General features: G+C 41.6%; 15 protein-coding genes. 5 read left to right on the forward strand and 10 right to left on the reverse strand.

Annotation, left to right across the window (positions count from 1 at the left end):
- Positions 1–47: 47 nt before the first annotated feature.
- The 3 genes from CDC33_RS02940 to CDC33_RS38260 all read right to left on the reverse strand — a co-directional run bounded on the left by CDC33_RS02940 (position 48) and on the right by CDC33_RS38260 (position 3,676).
- Complete coding sequence (locus tag CDC33_RS02940; protein WP_109007223.1) at positions 48–1,787, reverse strand: RluA family pseudouridine synthase; 1,740 nt, start codon at positions 1,785–1,787, stop codon at positions 48–50.
- A 302-nt stretch (positions 1,788–2,089) separates the two neighbouring features.
- On the reverse strand, positions 2,090–3,409 hold the full coding sequence (locus CDC33_RS02945; RefSeq protein ID WP_219929996.1) for a hypothetical protein: 1,320 nt from the start codon (positions 3,407–3,409) through the stop codon (positions 2,090–2,092).
- A 105-nt stretch (positions 3,410–3,514) separates the two neighbouring features.
- On the reverse strand, positions 3,515–3,676 hold the full coding sequence (locus tag CDC33_RS38260) for a hypothetical protein (RefSeq protein ID WP_181373874.1): 162 nt from the start codon (positions 3,674–3,676) through the stop codon (positions 3,515–3,517).
- 227 nt (positions 3,677–3,903) lie between these two features.
- Between CDC33_RS38260 and CDC33_RS02950 the strand changes: the two genes are divergently transcribed.
- On the forward strand, positions 3,904–4,167 hold the full coding sequence (locus CDC33_RS02950) for a hypothetical protein (RefSeq protein WP_109007225.1): 264 nt from the start codon (positions 3,904–3,906) through the stop codon (positions 4,165–4,167).
- Between the two features lie 84 nt (positions 4,168–4,251).
- Here CDC33_RS02950 and CDC33_RS02955 read toward each other — a convergent pair whose 3' ends face one another.
- From CDC33_RS02955 to CDC33_RS02975, 4 genes are all read right to left on the reverse strand, one after another.
- Positions 4,252–4,566: a hypothetical protein gene (locus CDC33_RS02955; RefSeq protein ID WP_109007226.1), complete on the reverse strand. Its 315-nt coding sequence runs from the start codon at positions 4,564–4,566 to the stop codon at positions 4,252–4,254.
- An 804-nt stretch (positions 4,567–5,370) separates the two neighbouring features.
- A complete protein-coding gene (locus CDC33_RS02965; protein WP_109007228.1) occupies positions 5,371–5,694 on the reverse strand; it encodes a hypothetical protein in 324 nt (107 codons plus the stop codon).
- Between the two features lie 274 nt (positions 5,695–5,968).
- Positions 5,969–6,148: a CAB/ELIP/HLIP family chlorophyll-binding protein gene (locus CDC33_RS02970; RefSeq protein ID WP_012407782.1), complete on the reverse strand. Its 180-nt coding sequence runs from the start codon at positions 6,146–6,148 to the stop codon at positions 5,969–5,971.
- Positions 6,149–6,318: 170 nt separating this feature from the next.
- Positions 6,319–7,158: an MBL fold metallo-hydrolase gene (locus CDC33_RS02975; RefSeq protein WP_244919119.1), complete on the reverse strand. Its 840-nt coding sequence runs from the start codon at positions 7,156–7,158 to the stop codon at positions 6,319–6,321.
- A 260-nt stretch (positions 7,159–7,418) separates the two neighbouring features.
- On the opposite strand from CDC33_RS02975, the gene CDC33_RS02980 reads away from it, so the two are divergent.
- Complete coding sequence (locus CDC33_RS02980) at positions 7,419–7,685, forward strand: Precorrin-3B methylase (RefSeq protein ID WP_109007230.1); 267 nt, start codon at positions 7,419–7,421, stop codon at positions 7,683–7,685.
- Positions 7,686–7,775: 90 nt separating this feature from the next.
- Here the strand turns inward: CDC33_RS02980 and CDC33_RS02985 are convergent, their stop codons facing one another.
- Positions 7,776–8,870: a WD40 repeat domain-containing protein gene (locus CDC33_RS02985; protein ID WP_109007231.1), complete on the reverse strand. Its 1,095-nt coding sequence runs from the start codon at positions 8,868–8,870 to the stop codon at positions 7,776–7,778.
- 271 nt (positions 8,871–9,141) lie between these two features.
- Between CDC33_RS02985 and CDC33_RS02990 the strand changes: the two genes are divergently transcribed.
- The gene (locus CDC33_RS02990) at positions 9,142–9,324 is read left to right on the forward strand and encodes a hypothetical protein (protein ID WP_109007232.1); all 183 of its coding nucleotides are present in this window, start codon (positions 9,142–9,144) and stop codon (positions 9,322–9,324) included.
- 278 nt (positions 9,325–9,602) lie between these two features.
- Positions 9,603–10,298, forward strand: coding sequence for a pentapeptide repeat-containing protein (locus CDC33_RS02995; RefSeq protein ID WP_109007233.1), 696 nt, complete (start codon positions 9,603–9,605; stop codon positions 10,296–10,298).
- 46 nt (positions 10,299–10,344) lie between these two features.
- Here the strand turns inward: CDC33_RS02995 and CDC33_RS03000 are convergent, their stop codons facing one another.
- On the reverse strand, positions 10,345–11,325 hold the full coding sequence (locus CDC33_RS03000) for an aldo/keto reductase (RefSeq protein ID WP_109007234.1): 981 nt from the start codon (positions 11,323–11,325) through the stop codon (positions 10,345–10,347).
- 438 nt (positions 11,326–11,763) lie between these two features.
- Positions 11,764–12,465, reverse strand: coding sequence for an Npun_F0296 family exosortase-dependent surface protein (locus CDC33_RS03005; protein ID WP_109007235.1), 702 nt, complete (start codon positions 12,463–12,465; stop codon positions 11,764–11,766).
- Positions 12,466–13,243: 778 nt separating this feature from the next.
- On the opposite strand from CDC33_RS03005, the gene ilvA reads away from it, so the two are divergent.
- Positions 13,244–14,755 (forward strand): threonine ammonia-lyase, biosynthetic, encoded by a 1,512-nt coding sequence (gene ilvA / locus CDC33_RS03010; RefSeq protein WP_109007236.1) that lies wholly within the window; start codon positions 13,244–13,246, stop codon positions 14,753–14,755.
- The last annotated feature ends 14 nt before the right edge of the window (positions 14,756–14,769 follow it).

Here is a 14,769-nt window from a genome sequence, read left to right on the forward strand (position 1 = left end):
CTTGCAACAAGTCTTTCCCCTTGTCCCCAAGTCCTCTTCGTTGAGCGTCAAAAGGGTGTAATTGCTTGTAAATGAAAGGTTTTTTCTAATTGCGGATGCTCGAAGCGAAGTTCTTTAGCGTGGAGATGTAAGCGACTGGTAACTGCACAGCATCCATAAAGGCGATCGCCTAAAATAGTTACCCCAAGTCCTCGTGCATCAGCTGCATGAACCCTCAATTGATGAGTGCGCCCTGTGAGCGGCGTAAATTCTACACGGGTGTAATCTTGTTCTCTGGCAATTACCTGGAAGTGTGTCAAGCTGGGTTTACCGTGCTGCCAATCGACTTTTTGATAAGGACGATTTTCAGGATCTCCCCACAGTGGCAGGTCAATTTTACCTTGCTCAACTATCATAATACCGGAAAGTATCGCTTCATAAACCTTGTGAACCTGGCGTTGCTGAAACTGCTGGCTAATTTGCCGATGGGTTTGACGATCGCGTGCTAACAACAAAATCCCAGATGTTTCCTGATCTAGGCGATGCACAGATGCAAGCGCCATCCCGTCCGGTAACAGATGACGTAAGCGACTCAAGACACTATCTTGGCGATCGCTATAACGACCAGGCACTGAAAGTAATCCAGCAGGTTTGTTTACAGCAATCAGCCATTTGTCTTCATAAATAATTGCCATTTCTCCCTTCATTGGGGAGAATTCATTGGACTCAAACACATTAGGTCTAGGTAAATGTGTTAATGTATTTAGTGATATTGGGCTTGTTATCTGAAAATATCTATTCGGCATTGAAATAGGTCTTAAACCGGAGAGCAAAAACCCCATCAATGGCTGGCATCGCTTTGCACATGCTCCATAAAATTTTCCCTGGATTTTATCTTGATTTACTGAAGACGCACCCCACCAAAATTCTGCCATTGCCAGGGGTTTGAGATTATGTGTTGCCGCATAATGGAGCAACTTCGGGGCACAACAGTCTCCTGTGCCAGTGGGCGAACCTCCTGGCATCAATTGCTGTAATGATAGCGATCGCCCAGAAAAGTTAGTCAGGCTGTAGGTAGCCTGCATCTGAGCTTGTAATTGACGAGATAGTGCTTTACGCTGTTGTTTCAGTTCGCTAATTCGCGCATCGGCTGCTGCAATTAACTCCTGGAGAGGCTGTAATACAGCGTTTTGCTGGCGTTTAAGTTGTCGTCGCTCAATTCCTTGCTGACGACTCTCTTCGTCGAGTTGTTCAAGGGCAATTGTGAGTGCTTCTTCTGTAAGTGTATTGCAGATTTGCTGACGTTTCTGTTGTCGTTGATGTTTGCTATGGCGATGGCGATCGCTCATTGCTTGCAATTGTTGCTCAAATTCATCAGACAGGGTTTCATACTGCTGGCGTTCGGTTAGTTGCTTTAAGGTAAAGAGTTCTTGCTTAATCGCGTCCAACTGTGCCAAAGTGCGGGCTTCTTCCAAAGCAACTTCGTCTCGTCCTGGAATTGGTGGAACCCAGCCCTCAACTACACTGCAACCATTCAAAAGACCGGAGAAGGCTTTGAGTACCCTTTGTTCCCCAGTAGCCAGTTCAACTAATAGTATTCCATACATCTTGCCTTCACGAGAATAACAGTCATTTTTGGCAAGTTGTTGCATGAGTCCGTGAGCGATCGCTTCAGATATTGAGGTGCGGGGTAATTTTAGGCAATCGCCACTATGGAGACAACGCCCCTCGTACCAATAACTAGCAGATGAGCCACTTATCGCAAAATCGCAGTCGATGAAATCTGAAAGTGCGTGCAGAACTACCATACAAAGTATGATTGCAAATCTAGTTGATCCTGATGTATGAAATTATTACTTTTGCTAAATACCAATTCTGTATGAAGATGCGCCGATAGTACAAGAAATAAGAGAACATACACGCATTCGCAAAACGTCTGTCTGCGACACGCTGTTCGCGTTCGTAGAGAAGCAGTTTGCCGCAGATTACCGCCAATAAACAAGAAATTAAAAGATTTGGCGCAGCTTCATAAAGAAAAGGATAACCAGATAATAAGGGTGCGATCGCCTAGATTGGGCGGGTACGCAACCAAAGATTCAACGTTTAGAATTTAGGGAGCAGGAATCGATGAATCGCTCTGTGGTGGATTGGCTTGTTCTGGTGGAAGCGGTTGTGTAGAAGAATTATCTTCTATGGATATAGATTCTGGCTCTTTTATCATACCATGCTGCTCTTGCCCTCTAAGCCCAAGATATGTTGCGGCACTGATTCCTTGTAGTGTAAGAAGTGTGTCATCAAATTCCGGCATTGCCAGATTTTTAACGACTTCCCAAACAAAGAATAGTCCGAGCGCAAGTGTCCAAATAAATGTTTGGAACCGATGAAAATTGACTCCATTAATGTCCGATAATATATCATAGAAAAAACCTTCAGAAACGCGTTGACTACCTTTTTTATTCTTTTCATTCCCCTGCCCATCAATTAACGAAGTACCAACAGTAGTTACAGAATTGATTCCCAATAATATTAGTGATTGTTGAGTCAAAATATTCGTATAGTCTCCTGTTATGCCGTAGATAATCAGGTAAGCACCAAAAATTAGAAATGTCCAAAAAGCAAGTTGAGATATAGATAGACTAAATGGGTTTCTATTCAATTTTTTCCTGCCAAGAAAAAATTGAGCAATTCGGCTTTGACGATATTCATTTTTAAGAGCAACCTTTTTAAGATCAACCTTTTCTGTGGTCAACCGTTCCTGTCCACCAATCACCTCTATTTCAGAGTAAACCCCTTCTATTCCAGAGCTACGAAGAGTGTTTCGGCAATATCTAATGAACAGTAATACAACAACCACAAGTAGAAATAGACACAGCCAAAATCGCCACGAAAACAGAACTATTGTTAATTGAGGAGGTGGAAAGCGATCGCTCACCGGAATTGCAATTTTTTTGGGACAGCCTACTCCCGCTATCGCGTTAATACTGTATCTGCTTCCTCTACCAAGAAGCCCATTCCATGCAGCTTCAGACGAGTCGGTGCGTTCAAGTCGAAAGGCTAACCAATCATCCTCAAGAACTGTCTTTTGATCTTTACCCACAACCTTAACGATGACTGGTTCTCCGTGGACATCCTCTAGTTCATAGCCATCTAGATACAACACTAATTGTCGAGGATCAAATGAATTGGTGGCATTAGCCGTTGCTTTTCTGGTCGCTGCTGATAATCCTTCAACTTTTATCCTAATGCGATCGCCCATCTTAACTTGGTTATGACCATTGTCGGCAATGACTTGTTGAGTTTTCAGTCCAGCAGGGACTGAACATAGCTGAGGCGCAAAATTTACAGCAGGGCCATCTGAACTATCTTGAGCAATTACTGCAAAGTTGATAGTAACAATCAACAGAAAAACCAACAGAAAAATAGCAGTCAATCTTTTAGCATTTCTATACATCGCTCGGTATTCCACCAACAGTGATTACTATGTCGGTAGTGTAACCATACTTGAGTCACTCAGGGTAACTGAAAGTTTAAAAGTTTAGGTTTCAAAATCCTTTGTTTGGTGTCGCCAGCTATACGCCGAACTGTGGTTTCTCATTTTTGCGATCGCATCAGGGTAAAAGCAGGAATTAGAGATTGCGATCGCTGGAATAGCAATTTTGACTCGTTTAAATTCTTTAGAGTGAGGCTTTAGACCCAATTTTTCGGTAATTTAGCCCATTTTGTGCCTATTTCTCTTGCCATTCTTGCTGACAATAACGCAATCAAGCCAAAAAGTGACTAATCATTCAGATTTTCATTGGCTACGAACCCACAATCATAAGCAGGGGTTGCTACTGCATTCCCTGTTGATTCCAGCTTTGACTCTGAAGAATTGGCTGGTATCGACTTTGTTTTGCTCTTCATTTTAAAGTTTGATGGTTGTAGATGAACATAGGAATAATCCAGCCTTACAGTAACGGGTTTTTAGAAATTGTACCAGAGAGCGATTATTGGCAAATTGCAGCTATACATATCAATGGCCAAGCCTATTGCCCTACTCCTCGGCTTTATCGTTCAGAAAAAGTGGCATTAGCAAAAGCTACACTAATTTATGATTGGCTAGCTGACCACGAAGAAGAAATTAGTGATGGGGGTTGCTATTGCTCTGAATTGAAACTCATCCTATGGCAGCAATCGAAAGTATCTTAATTGCCTTTGTATTGATAGCTGTTTAGAGTAAGTCCCTGCCCCAAGTGTGGGGATTTTCTTTGTAGGTGCCTATGATATGCTGATTTAGCCATTCATGCTCTCCAATGGGTCTATTCGCCCAATGCCTAACTCAAGTAATTTGCTTTTTACCCCGTTGCGGTCAACGCAGTAATAGTATGTTTTATCTTGAATGTTTGCTAAGTAATATCCTGATTTACCCCCATTAATTCGGAATAATTCAATTACTATTTGCCCTTCAGTGATGCCGTAGAGTGTTTTGATGTCTTCGTGATTTGTTGTACTGAAAGTTACGAAGACTTCAAGATTTTTAATGAACCAACGCCCGTTCCTACATTCAAATATGCGAAAATAGCTTGGGTAAATAATTGTGTCATCCATAGGTATATTTTGGTATAATAGTTTCAATCCCTAATAGGGATTTTAGGTAATTGCAATGGTACTTCAACTAATGGTCAACCAATGAAAGTTGTGTTTCAATCCCTAATAGGGATTTTAGATAATTGCAAGTTGTGCTTTTGTTGAATAGATGTATTTGAGTCTAGTTTCAATCCCTAATAGGGATTTTAGATAATTGCAACTGGCTCTAAAGACTCAACAATTTTGATAGTATTGTTTCAATCCCTAATAGGGATTTTAGATAATTGCAATGCAGGCTTCTGAAAGTCTTGCTCTATTTGGTTTTCAAGGTTCGGTTGCGCGAATGCAAAAATCATAACACGACCTGACTTTTCCCGTTAAGTCATGAAACAACGAAGCAGCAGGAGTTTCAGACTATAGTATATTCTCAATAACTTAATATTAGTGACAATAAATCACGAGAGAATAGGGCTTTGAGCTAGGGGTATAGTAAGCGATCGCTCAATCAAGGAGATAACGGGAAAAGTCAGTAACACGACGAGTTGTAATTTGGCTAGAAACAAATGGCTGAAAACTAGTCCCCATAAGGTGCGCGGATGGTTTAGAAATTCTAACGCTCTCAAGTTCTTGCATATAGAGCAATTCAGCCATTTTTTGAGTCACTCCTTCCCGAACACCTACCCATCCGCGCATTCAGCGAACAAACTAATCTGATGGGAAAGCTGCTTACTTAACTAAATATCCTATTTAATTAGGTTAGCTGACTTCAGGGCGATGCCTGGGTTAGGCTACACTTACGCAATACCAGTACCCTCATAACCAACCTTACTTGCCAACGTCTTCAAAGTCTGTTATTGCACAAGCAAACTCTCTAAAAGCTGTTTTAATCAAAACCTCTTTTGTCCCCCTTTCCAGCGAAGAATTGCGTATGAGGTCTGTTAATTCTATGAACAGCAGAGAAAACATAAAACGATCTTGGCGGTCAACTTGTTTCAAGCACGACGATATAAACTGATAAAGCTCTGTTTTTCTAGGTTTAGTTTGTTCTTCCCATATTTGCAAACCAAGCCGAAAAGTTTTCAAACGGATTTCATTACTGTTGAAGGACGCGTCTTTGTAGCGGACTGATACGCGTTGGGGTATTTCCATGAGTTTTAGCTATACATATTCAATGTAAAGTAATTATTCACTTATATTTTGGCTAAACCGGAAAAATATAATATTTTGCACCAATTCCAATAACTACCATAGGTTAGAGACTTCCAACTAAAACAATATCCTATCGCGGTGTAGGCAGGGGGAGAATGAAAAATATTATCTGAGTAAATGGATAATTTTTTTTTGGAAGTCCCTTAGAAACGAATTATTTGCGTGGACTGAGCAGTTAAGGGTAGCACGGGTGTGCTACCCTGCTAGCATCAATTTAGAGGATACCCCAGAAATGGAGTAAGCCTTGACCAGAAAAAGCTTCAATCAAAATCGCAGATAAAAAACCAATCATCGCAAGACGACCGTTCCAGTTTTCACTCTGAGGAGTGAAGCCAAAACGCACAGCATTAGGATCTTCTGAAACAATAGGGGCAGGATTCTTAAAACCTGTCATCAGTAAAACTCCAAAGTTCAAGTGTTGTAGCAGTTGTGACTGTCTGTAAAGTAATGTAACAGATGTTTAAAAAAATGCGACATTCAGAACAAAGAAAATCTGCTCAACATTTTTTCATTGCAGAACCTTAAAAACCGCATAATTTTGTTGAGATGCATTGAGTTTTTGAGCTAATTGGAAGCTGTTGAGCGCAAATTGTCCTGCAATTGCGAATTATCTTGGTCAGCGAAGGTTTTGAACTCGATCGCATCATGGCTACAAAAGAGGCGCACTTCACTACTGTGGTCGAGCGATAACGCCCGTAACTTATCTTGATTAGAAAGTCGAGCCTTGCGGTCTACCTCCATGAACGATTGGTAGGCACGTAGACCAGGTGTGCAAACTCGTTTAGGAGAGCCGATTTCGTGTCGGTAAAAGTAAGCATCGCCTGCATGTAAGAGCCAACCTTCGGATGTCTCAATAGCGATACCTGCATGACCCCGTGTATGACCAACGAGCGGTATTAGGAGAATTTCGGGCGGTAGTCCTTCGAGGTTACGTACTGCCTCAAAGCCGAACCAAGGTTCACCACCAGGCGAATAATACTTCCAATTTTTTACTTCGTCCCACTGGCCAGGGCGGTAACGTCGAGATGAGACAAAGCCTTGCCGTTCTTTGGCTGCTTCAATCTCACTGAGCATTACATGCACAGTTGCTTCGGGAAAATCTTCCAACCCGCCTGCATGGTCAAAATCGAGATGAGTAAGCACTATATGGCGGACATCGCGGGGGTTCAAGCCGAGCTGCTCAATAGCTGCAACCGCCGTGTATTTTTCTTCAAACTTGATACGATTCAAATTCATGAAGAAGGGGCTAAGTCTTGATAATGGCGCTTTGACATCGCGCTGACCAAAGCCTGTATCTATGAGAACGAGTCCCTGATTTGTCTCAATAAGCAGACAGTGACAGACGAGACAGGCTGTTAGCCCACGACTAAAACCGTCGAAGAGTGCCCCACCAATCGGGCACATACAACCGCAATTAAGATGATGAATACGCATAAATTATTCTATCGAGCATCAATCTCTTTTAAAGATGAAACAATATGGATAATCACCATACTTAGGAGTGAATAAATTTATGTTTTCACAGGATTTAATTGCTGAGTTACTTTTGCAGTCTGTGTCTAAAGTCTAGTGAAATCGATTTGTGAGTTTGACTTGTTTAGGTTGTAATTGCGAGAATGAGTCTGACTCGCTACGATCGCATTAGAAATTTATCGCATCTGAGTATGGCAAACCAGGACGCTCCACTCACAGGAGAAGCGCTAATTAAGGAAGTCTGTCGGCGGATTCGGGTAGCCCGCAGCTATTGGGATGCTCACAATAACGCTGCCTGTCGGGGTGAGCGCGATCGCGCAATCTTCCTTTACAATACACTGAGCAAAGAACAAAAAGAGCAGATTCCGCAGGTGTTGCGGGTATGGCTGCGCTATCGCAGTGAGAAGTATTTTGGCGCACACCGAACACCGCCCAAATCGGCACGAAAATCAAAATAGTATTAAGTATGATATCGTTACCTGAAACCCTTGTAGAGACCTTGCAATGCAACGTCAAAACAATTCATTTTCATCAGATGTCTAATGCAGTTAGTTAATTTGCCAAATATGGATAGTGCCATCCTCATTGCTACTAGCGAGGGTTTTACCATCTGGGCTAAGAGCAAGCCCTAAAACGGAACTGGAACCATCCTGAAAAGTGTGCAAGAGTTTCAAAGTCTCTAAACTCCACAGTTTAATACTGCCATCAAAATTACCGCAGATTAGAATTTTTCCATCGGGGCTGATGGTAAGAGATTCAACTGAACTAAAATTGTCAGGAAACTCATGCAGCAATTTTCCAGTTTGAAGATTCCATAACTTCAGGGTGCTAATTGCACGATTTCGAGAAACAAGTTGACCAAAACTCCCAGTGACTAGCTTTTTGCTATCTGGAGTAATGGCAATAGCATCAATTCCGGTTTTGTGTCCTTTGAGAATATGGCGTGTTTTTTTAGTTTGCAGATTAATGAGCCTAATTGTATTGTCATCGCCGCCACCCCCAGCACTTACAAGGGTTTGCATATCAGGGCTAATTGCAACCTTACTTACAAAGCCTGAGTGTGCAGCAATAGTATCAAGCAGCTTAAGCGTGTGTAAATCCCAAAGTTTGATTGTGCGATCGTCACTGCCACTAGCAATCAATCTACCATCTGAACTAATAGCAACGGTTTCTACTGGCTGGGTATGTTCACTTCCGATGTTAAGCATTAATTGAGTGCGTAAATCCCAAACCTTCATTGTTGGGGTAGTTATCCCACCACTTACAATCAGCTTGCCATCTGGACTAATAGCAATTGATGTAACACCATCTGAGTGAGCGTCTAAACTACGCAGTAATTTTCCAGTACGTATATTCCAGGTTTTAATTGTATCATCTCTACCTCCACTAATCAGGGTTTGCCCATCGGGGCTAATGACAATTGCTGGAACACCAAAAATCGCTTTTTTATGTCCAGTCAGTGTATGAACAAGTTGAATATGTATTTGAGGCTGGGTAATTGTACTCTTAACAATGGGGGGATTTGAACCGGAAGAATGTACATCAATGACAATCACAGTCATGTTTACTGCGTAGTTTACCGCCGCAGGCATCGCTAAGGCTGTAATAGCTAGTTTGGACTTGAGAAAATTTAATAATTTCATGGCGGTCAGGAACGCAATTATATAATAGGGTTCCCATTTGATGGGATGCGATGCCTACGGCGGGCAGATACGCCATCGCACCCTCACCACATTCGATAGATGGCAGTATAGTAAACTCTGCCAGTTGAATTGATAACTTTTAGCAAAGTTCGTTAAGCACGTCAAATTTAGGTCGGTTGCTACACACACCAGTCTGATTGTGATTAGTCATAATGTAGTGTAGTAGTGCAATATATTGCGCTGTTACAAAAGCTAAATACAGAGGTAAACTATGTTTCCTTTTTGGGGTAATGCCTGTTATGGAAGCGAACCCATTTCGCGCAAAGCTGGCTTAGAGCGGAAATTAAAATTCTTGATTTGGATGCGAGATGATTTAGAATCCAGACTGGCTGGCATTAATGCTTCTATTGAGACAATTCGCCAGCAAATAGAACGCTCAGACTCAGCTGCTTAGGACTTAGTTATTGCAGAGTTTATACCTAATCCAGTTGTAACTTTTTAGTGACTGGGCGCTGTAGATGGGCTGCATCAGTGTTGTAAGTCTTTGTGCAGCGCTCTGTCACTAGCTAGCGCATAAGAGAGAAATCTTGAAAAACGAAGTCCAGTTTTTTATACTTGTGTCTGGCAGAACTAGCTCTGAATAAATAATTTAAGACAGAGATAGAGTAAGCATTTATGAATATCTTGAAGTTAGAGCCGTAATCGTCACTTAACGCGCCAGAACTTATACAAATGAAAAATATTATCTCGATTGGTTGGAATAGCTGGTTAAAAAGGCACAAGGAATCTATTTTACTATTTGACTCAATTGCTGCCGCTAGTGAAATTGCCTTTATGCTTAACGGTCAGTGGGATGGCTGCAATGGTGTGATAATAGATAAATGTGATGAGGTAGCTGTTAACACTGCTACCAAACTATTAGAAGCTGCATGGTGTTATCAAGGCGCATCCAAAGCTGTTTTAGACAGAATAGCAACTGATGAAATTTTACGCCGTTATGCAATGGGAGAAAAATTTTTTATTAATGCTAATTTGAGGTGTGCAGTACTTCCATCAGCGAAATTGAGCGAAATTAATCTAAGTTATGCAAAGTTGAGTTGGGCAGACCTCAGTCAAGCCAATCTAAGTAAAGCTGATTTAACAGCAGCAGACCTAAGTGAAGCTAATTTAAGTGGAGCCGACTTGAGTAAGGCATATTTAATGAGGGCAAACCTAAAGGGGGCAGACCTTCAATTAGCAGATATGAGGGGGGCTAATTTAAGTAGTGCTAACTTAAGTGAAGTTAACCTTACTAATGCAGATTTAACAGGAGCTAATTTATCGTTAGCTGACCTCAGAGGGGCAAATTTTAACTTCTGCAATTTGAGTGGGGCTAACCTCACAGGTGCTAAGTTAATTGAAAGTGACTTAGCTTTTGCTAGACAGTAACTAACGATAATAATGATTCATATTCAAATTCAGCAACGTTGAAATTTTACTTAGTTTGAAATATATTTTGTACCATTTTTTTGTCTGCATTCGCTGCTGCCCTATCCAACTCAGCAATCTCGCTGGCGTTTAATTGCCAACCCAATGCACCAATATTCTCCCTAGCCTGTTCCACGCTCTTTGCTCCAGGAATAGGGATGGTTCCTTTACAGATGCACCAATTAATTGCTACCTGAGACATAGTTTTGTTTCTGGAGTGTGCCACCTCTTGTAAACATGCCAAAAGCGATCGCATTCCTGGTAATATCTGCCTAAATAGCAGACCTCGGATGCCTTTGGGCAAAGGGCCTTGCTCAGAGTATTTCCCAGTCAATAGCCCCAAAGCCAGAGGGCTGTAAGCAATAAGTTTAATTCCCAACTCATCACAAAGGTCTTTGAGCTTTAGTTGGGTGACAGGATATGTAGACAACAAAGAGTATTGAACTTGCAAAGTACTAATAGGAACGCCTCGTTCAGCAAACTTTTTCTGCACTTGCTTAAGCCGTTTAGGCCCATAATTGGATAGTCCCACTCCCTTAACTAGTCTTTGCTCATACAAATCGGCAAGTCCATCTAACAGTCCTCCCTCTTGCCAAGGAGCATAATTCGCTGTAGACCAATGCATTTGTACCAAATCTACGTTTCTTCCCAAACGTTGGGCAGATGACTTGCAAGCCTCTACCATTGATTTACGTGTCCATCTCCACGGGTAAGCAGCAATCTTAGTCGCAATACAAATATTTTCTTTGCCTAAACCTACATATTCTTGGCTGAATCGTCCCAGAAGTAGCTCACTGCGACCATTTAATCTGCCAGTTCCGTAAGAATCACCTGTATCAAATAAAGTCACACCGTTGCTTACACAAAGGTTAAACACCGCTTGTAATTGGTGATCCATACTTTCGTGATATCCCCAAAGCAGTTGGTTGCCCCAGGCCCAAGTCCCGCAGCCCATACTTGGGAGTGTAAGTTTTTGGAGAGTCTGCATCTTTGCTCTCTGTAGATTGCCTTATTAATTATCAGGCATATAGTCAGTAGACCGAAAAACTTTGCGATGCAAACTCTACAAGAGGCTGACGCTCGTGACGCTCGATAGCGTAGCGTAAAGCCTGCGGCATGGCTTCGCTTAGAGCGACGTAGGAGCGTCTGACTCGCTAACGCTGCGCTATCGCCCTTGGCGTCTCCCCAGAAGACTCGCTACCACTTCGCTAATGTCAACGGCGGACGTAGCTTCTCTACAAATCTGATTGTTGTCTAAAAAACCGTATTATTTGAGACATTTACCTAAAAACAGTTAAAAAATTGGGATTTTGAATTGATATTTTTTTGATGATATCAAAATTAAAACCCAGCATTTATTGCTGGGTTTTATATCTTAAAACGAGAAGGATATTGTTGTTTTTTAAAACAGCGTGAATAGATTATTTTAAACTAACTTTGATTTCCGTTTCATAAATGAACCAACACTCACAACGCCGAACGCTAATAAGCCCAATATTGTAGTAGGTTCAGGGACACTAGCTAGCCTATAACTATGGTTATCAGTTTCAAATGCAATACCAGTTGAACTGAAAACTACTTTATCAAAAGTCTCTCCTTTACTAGTATTTGCTAAAAAATTAACATAAACATTATTTGTCAGACTAGTCTGATTACCATCGGCTGAAGCGCCTGGAACAGATTTGCCATTAAATGTTGTTATTAGATTACTTCCGCTATAGACCGAAACAGAGTTATATGCGTCTATAGACCCCCAGTAGAACCCAAAGTAATCAATAGGATTAGCAAAGGTAATAGTTTCATTACCACTTCCTGGAATATTCTGAAGTCCTGAGGGCGCAACTGTTAAGTAATAGCTGTTATCACCCAAGGGAGTAGCATATTGATTAGTTATACTCCCTTTGACAATTCCATTGCTTCCAGAGTAAGTAGCAAATCCGTTTGGATCGGTTGCTGTCCCTAAATTGAAGTCGATCGTTTTAGTTCCTAGAATATTAGTTTTTTGACCTTCTCCTGCAACAGATGTAGAATTTCCTATAGTCAGGCTAACAGCGCCGGCTGGGTTAGTACTCATGGAAAAAATTGCTGTTCCAACTAAGGCTAATGATAGTTTTTGAAGAGTAAGCATTGATTTATTTCCCTACGTATTTGATATGCATAGCTTGGCATTTAAAACTACAAAATGTGTAGTACCTAGAAGCAGCTTTTACAAAAAAAATGTATTAATAGCATCAATTTGAAGATAGGAAAAAGCTATTGATGGTTCAAAAAAATTAGATTTAATTCTGTGTAAATGGTATCTTTATATCTTTATTGTTTCTTCATAAATAAGTTCGTAATAAGAACTTTAGTCCGGGATTTTTAAGCACGCTTTGTGCTTACTAAGAACTCATCAAGATTAATGAGACAGACCACTAATATTATTTTGGTCATCCTATCAATTTTTACTAAATCGGCTTAGTTTGTAGTTGGATTGTGGTAAATACTCTAGTCAACCAAAGCACAAAAAAAGGTAGACAAGGCGCCTGCCCTCAAGACTTTTGAGTTAAATTCTTAGTTTTAGACCTTATTGATATCCCCCTGAAAGTAAGGGGATACAAGCACGAATGTTGCCAAGTGCAGTTTTAAGCCGCACTTGGCAACGCTTAGGATACGATCTATTTAATTCCGTAAATAGATCAACTCGTTGTGAGAGTATCAAGATTCCCCTACACACCTCAACTAGGCTTAAACCTAGCTGTGTAGATACTTTTCTAATAGTGAACTGATTTCTCTTCAAACAGTATTAGTAATTTGTAAATTTTATTCACTCCAAATTTTGAGAGAGTGTAATTAAATAAAACCAGTGCGATCGCTTGTAACGTAAAATTAGTTTCCATCCGGCATTTGCTAACACCTTGACGCCCATGTTTTGCGACTACCTCATCCAAATCTTGACTGCCCGTGTGTATGATGTTGCCCAAGAAACACCACTGGAGTATGCCCCAAACTTGTCTGCGCGGCTGAATAATCAACTGCTGCTGAAACGTGAGGATATGCAGTCAGTATTTTCCTTTAAACTGCGGGGTGCTTATAACAAGATGGTGCAACTGCCACCAGATATATTAGCCCAGGGTGTAATTGCCGCATCTGCGGGAAATCATGCTCAGGGAGTCGCCCTTGCAGCCAGTCGCTTAGGAACCAAAGCGATTATCGTTATGCCAGTAACCACGCCCCAAGTCAAGGTGGACGCAGTTAGAATGAGGGGGGGAGCAGTCGTCTTACATGGAAACACCTACGACGATGCTTATAGCTATGCCCGTGAATTAGAAATAGAAAAAGGTTTGACGTTTATTCATCCTTTTGATGATCCTCATGTCATTGCTGGACAGGGAACAATTGGGATGGAAATTTTACGACAATATCAGCAACCCATCCATGCGATTTTTGTAGCGATTGGAGGGGGCGGATTAATTTCTGGGATTGGGGCTTATGTAAAACGCTTGCGTCCCGAAATCAAGATTATTGGCGTTGAACCAGTAGATGCTGATGCGATGTCTCAATCGCTAAAAGCTGGACATCGGGTGCGCTTGTCTCAAGTAGGGTTATTTGCTGATGGTGTGGCGGTGCGAGAAGTAGGTGAAGAAACCTTCCGTTTGTGTCAGCAGTATGTAGATGAAATTATTTTGGTGGATACAGATGATACTTGTGCTGCGATTAAAGACGTGTTTGAGGATACGCGATCAATTTTAGAACCAGCCGGTGCATTAGCGATCGCAGCTGCTAAAGCATACACAGAACGAGAGCAAATCGAGGGACAAACCTTAATTGCTGTAGCTTGTGGGGCAAACATGAATTTTGATCGTCTCCGCTTTGTGGCAGAACGGGCAGAGTTGGGCGAACGCCGCGAAGCCATCTTTGCAGTCACAATTCCAGAGGAACGGGGAAGTATTCGCCAGTTTTGTGAATGTATTGGCAATCGTAATCTTACCGAGTTTAATTATCGCATTGCCGATGAAAAAACAGCCCATATTTTTGTCGGTGTGCAAATTCAAAATCGTGCTGATGCTGCCAAGATGGTAGAAAACTTTGAAGCTCAAGGATTTGAAACTCTTGATTTAACAGACGACGAACTAACTAAATTACATCTGCGGCACATGGTAGGTGGGCATTCTCCCTTAGCTCATAATGAATTGCTCTACCGTTTTGAGTTTCCCGAACGTCCTGGCGCATTGATGAAGTTTGTTACTTCCATGAGTCCCGACTGGAATATTAGTCTTTTTCACTACCGCAACAACGGGTCAGACTACGGTCGAATCGTTGTTGGTATCCAGGTTCCCCCGCACGAGATGGGAGAGTGGCAAGCTTTTCTTGATAATCTGGGCTATCGCTATTGGGATGAGAATAAGAATCCGGCATACAAGCTGTTTTTGGGCTAGGGGAGTGGGGAAGG

Source organism: Nostoc commune NIES-4072 (genome assembly GCF_003113895.1).
GTDB lineage: Bacteria > Cyanobacteriota > Cyanobacteriia > Cyanobacteriales > Nostocaceae > Nostoc > Nostoc commune.

What these genes read in the sequence shown, in the direction of transcription:
- CDC33_RS02995 (WP_109007233.1), top strand. Translation starts at nt 9,603, where the DNA reads ATGAAAAATATTATCTCGATTGGTTGGAATAGCTGGTTAAAAAGGCAC.
- CDC33_RS02940 (WP_109007223.1), bottom strand. Translation starts at nt 1,787, where the DNA reads ATGGTAGTTCTGCACGCACTTTCAGATTTCATCGACTGCGATTTTGCG.
- CDC33_RS02980 (WP_109007230.1), top strand. Translation starts at nt 7,419, where the DNA reads ATGGCAAACCAGGACGCTCCACTCACAGGAGAAGCGCTAATTAAGGAA.
- CDC33_RS02975 (WP_244919119.1), bottom strand. Translation starts at nt 7,158, where the DNA reads ATGTGCCCGATTGGTGGGGCACTCTTCGACGGTTTTAGTCGTGGGCTA.
- CDC33_RS02950 (WP_109007225.1), top strand. Translation starts at nt 3,904, where the DNA reads ATGAACATAGGAATAATCCAGCCTTACAGTAACGGGTTTTTAGAAATT.
- CDC33_RS03000 (WP_109007234.1), bottom strand. Translation starts at nt 11,325, where the DNA reads ATGCAGACTCTCCAAAAACTTACACTCCCAAGTATGGGCTGCGGGACT.
- ilvA (WP_109007236.1), top strand. Translation starts at nt 13,244, where the DNA reads ATGTTTTGCGACTACCTCATCCAAATCTTGACTGCCCGTGTGTATGAT.
- CDC33_RS02990 (WP_109007232.1), top strand. Translation starts at nt 9,142, where the DNA reads ATGTTTCCTTTTTGGGGTAATGCCTGTTATGGAAGCGAACCCATTTCG.
- CDC33_RS02965 (WP_109007228.1), bottom strand. Translation starts at nt 5,694, where the DNA reads ATGGAAATACCCCAACGCGTATCAGTCCGCTACAAAGACGCGTCCTTC.
- CDC33_RS02985 (WP_109007231.1), bottom strand. Translation starts at nt 8,870, where the DNA reads ATGAAATTATTAAATTTTCTCAAGTCCAAACTAGCTATTACAGCCTTA.
- CDC33_RS03005 (WP_109007235.1), bottom strand. Translation starts at nt 12,465, where the DNA reads ATGCTTACTCTTCAAAAACTATCATTAGCCTTAGTTGGAACAGCAATT.
- CDC33_RS02970 (WP_012407782.1), bottom strand. Translation starts at nt 6,148, where the DNA reads ATGACAGGTTTTAAGAATCCTGCCCCTATTGTTTCAGAAGATCCTAAT.
- CDC33_RS02955 (WP_109007226.1), bottom strand. Translation starts at nt 4,566, where the DNA reads ATGGATGACACAATTATTTACCCAAGCTATTTTCGCATATTTGAATGT.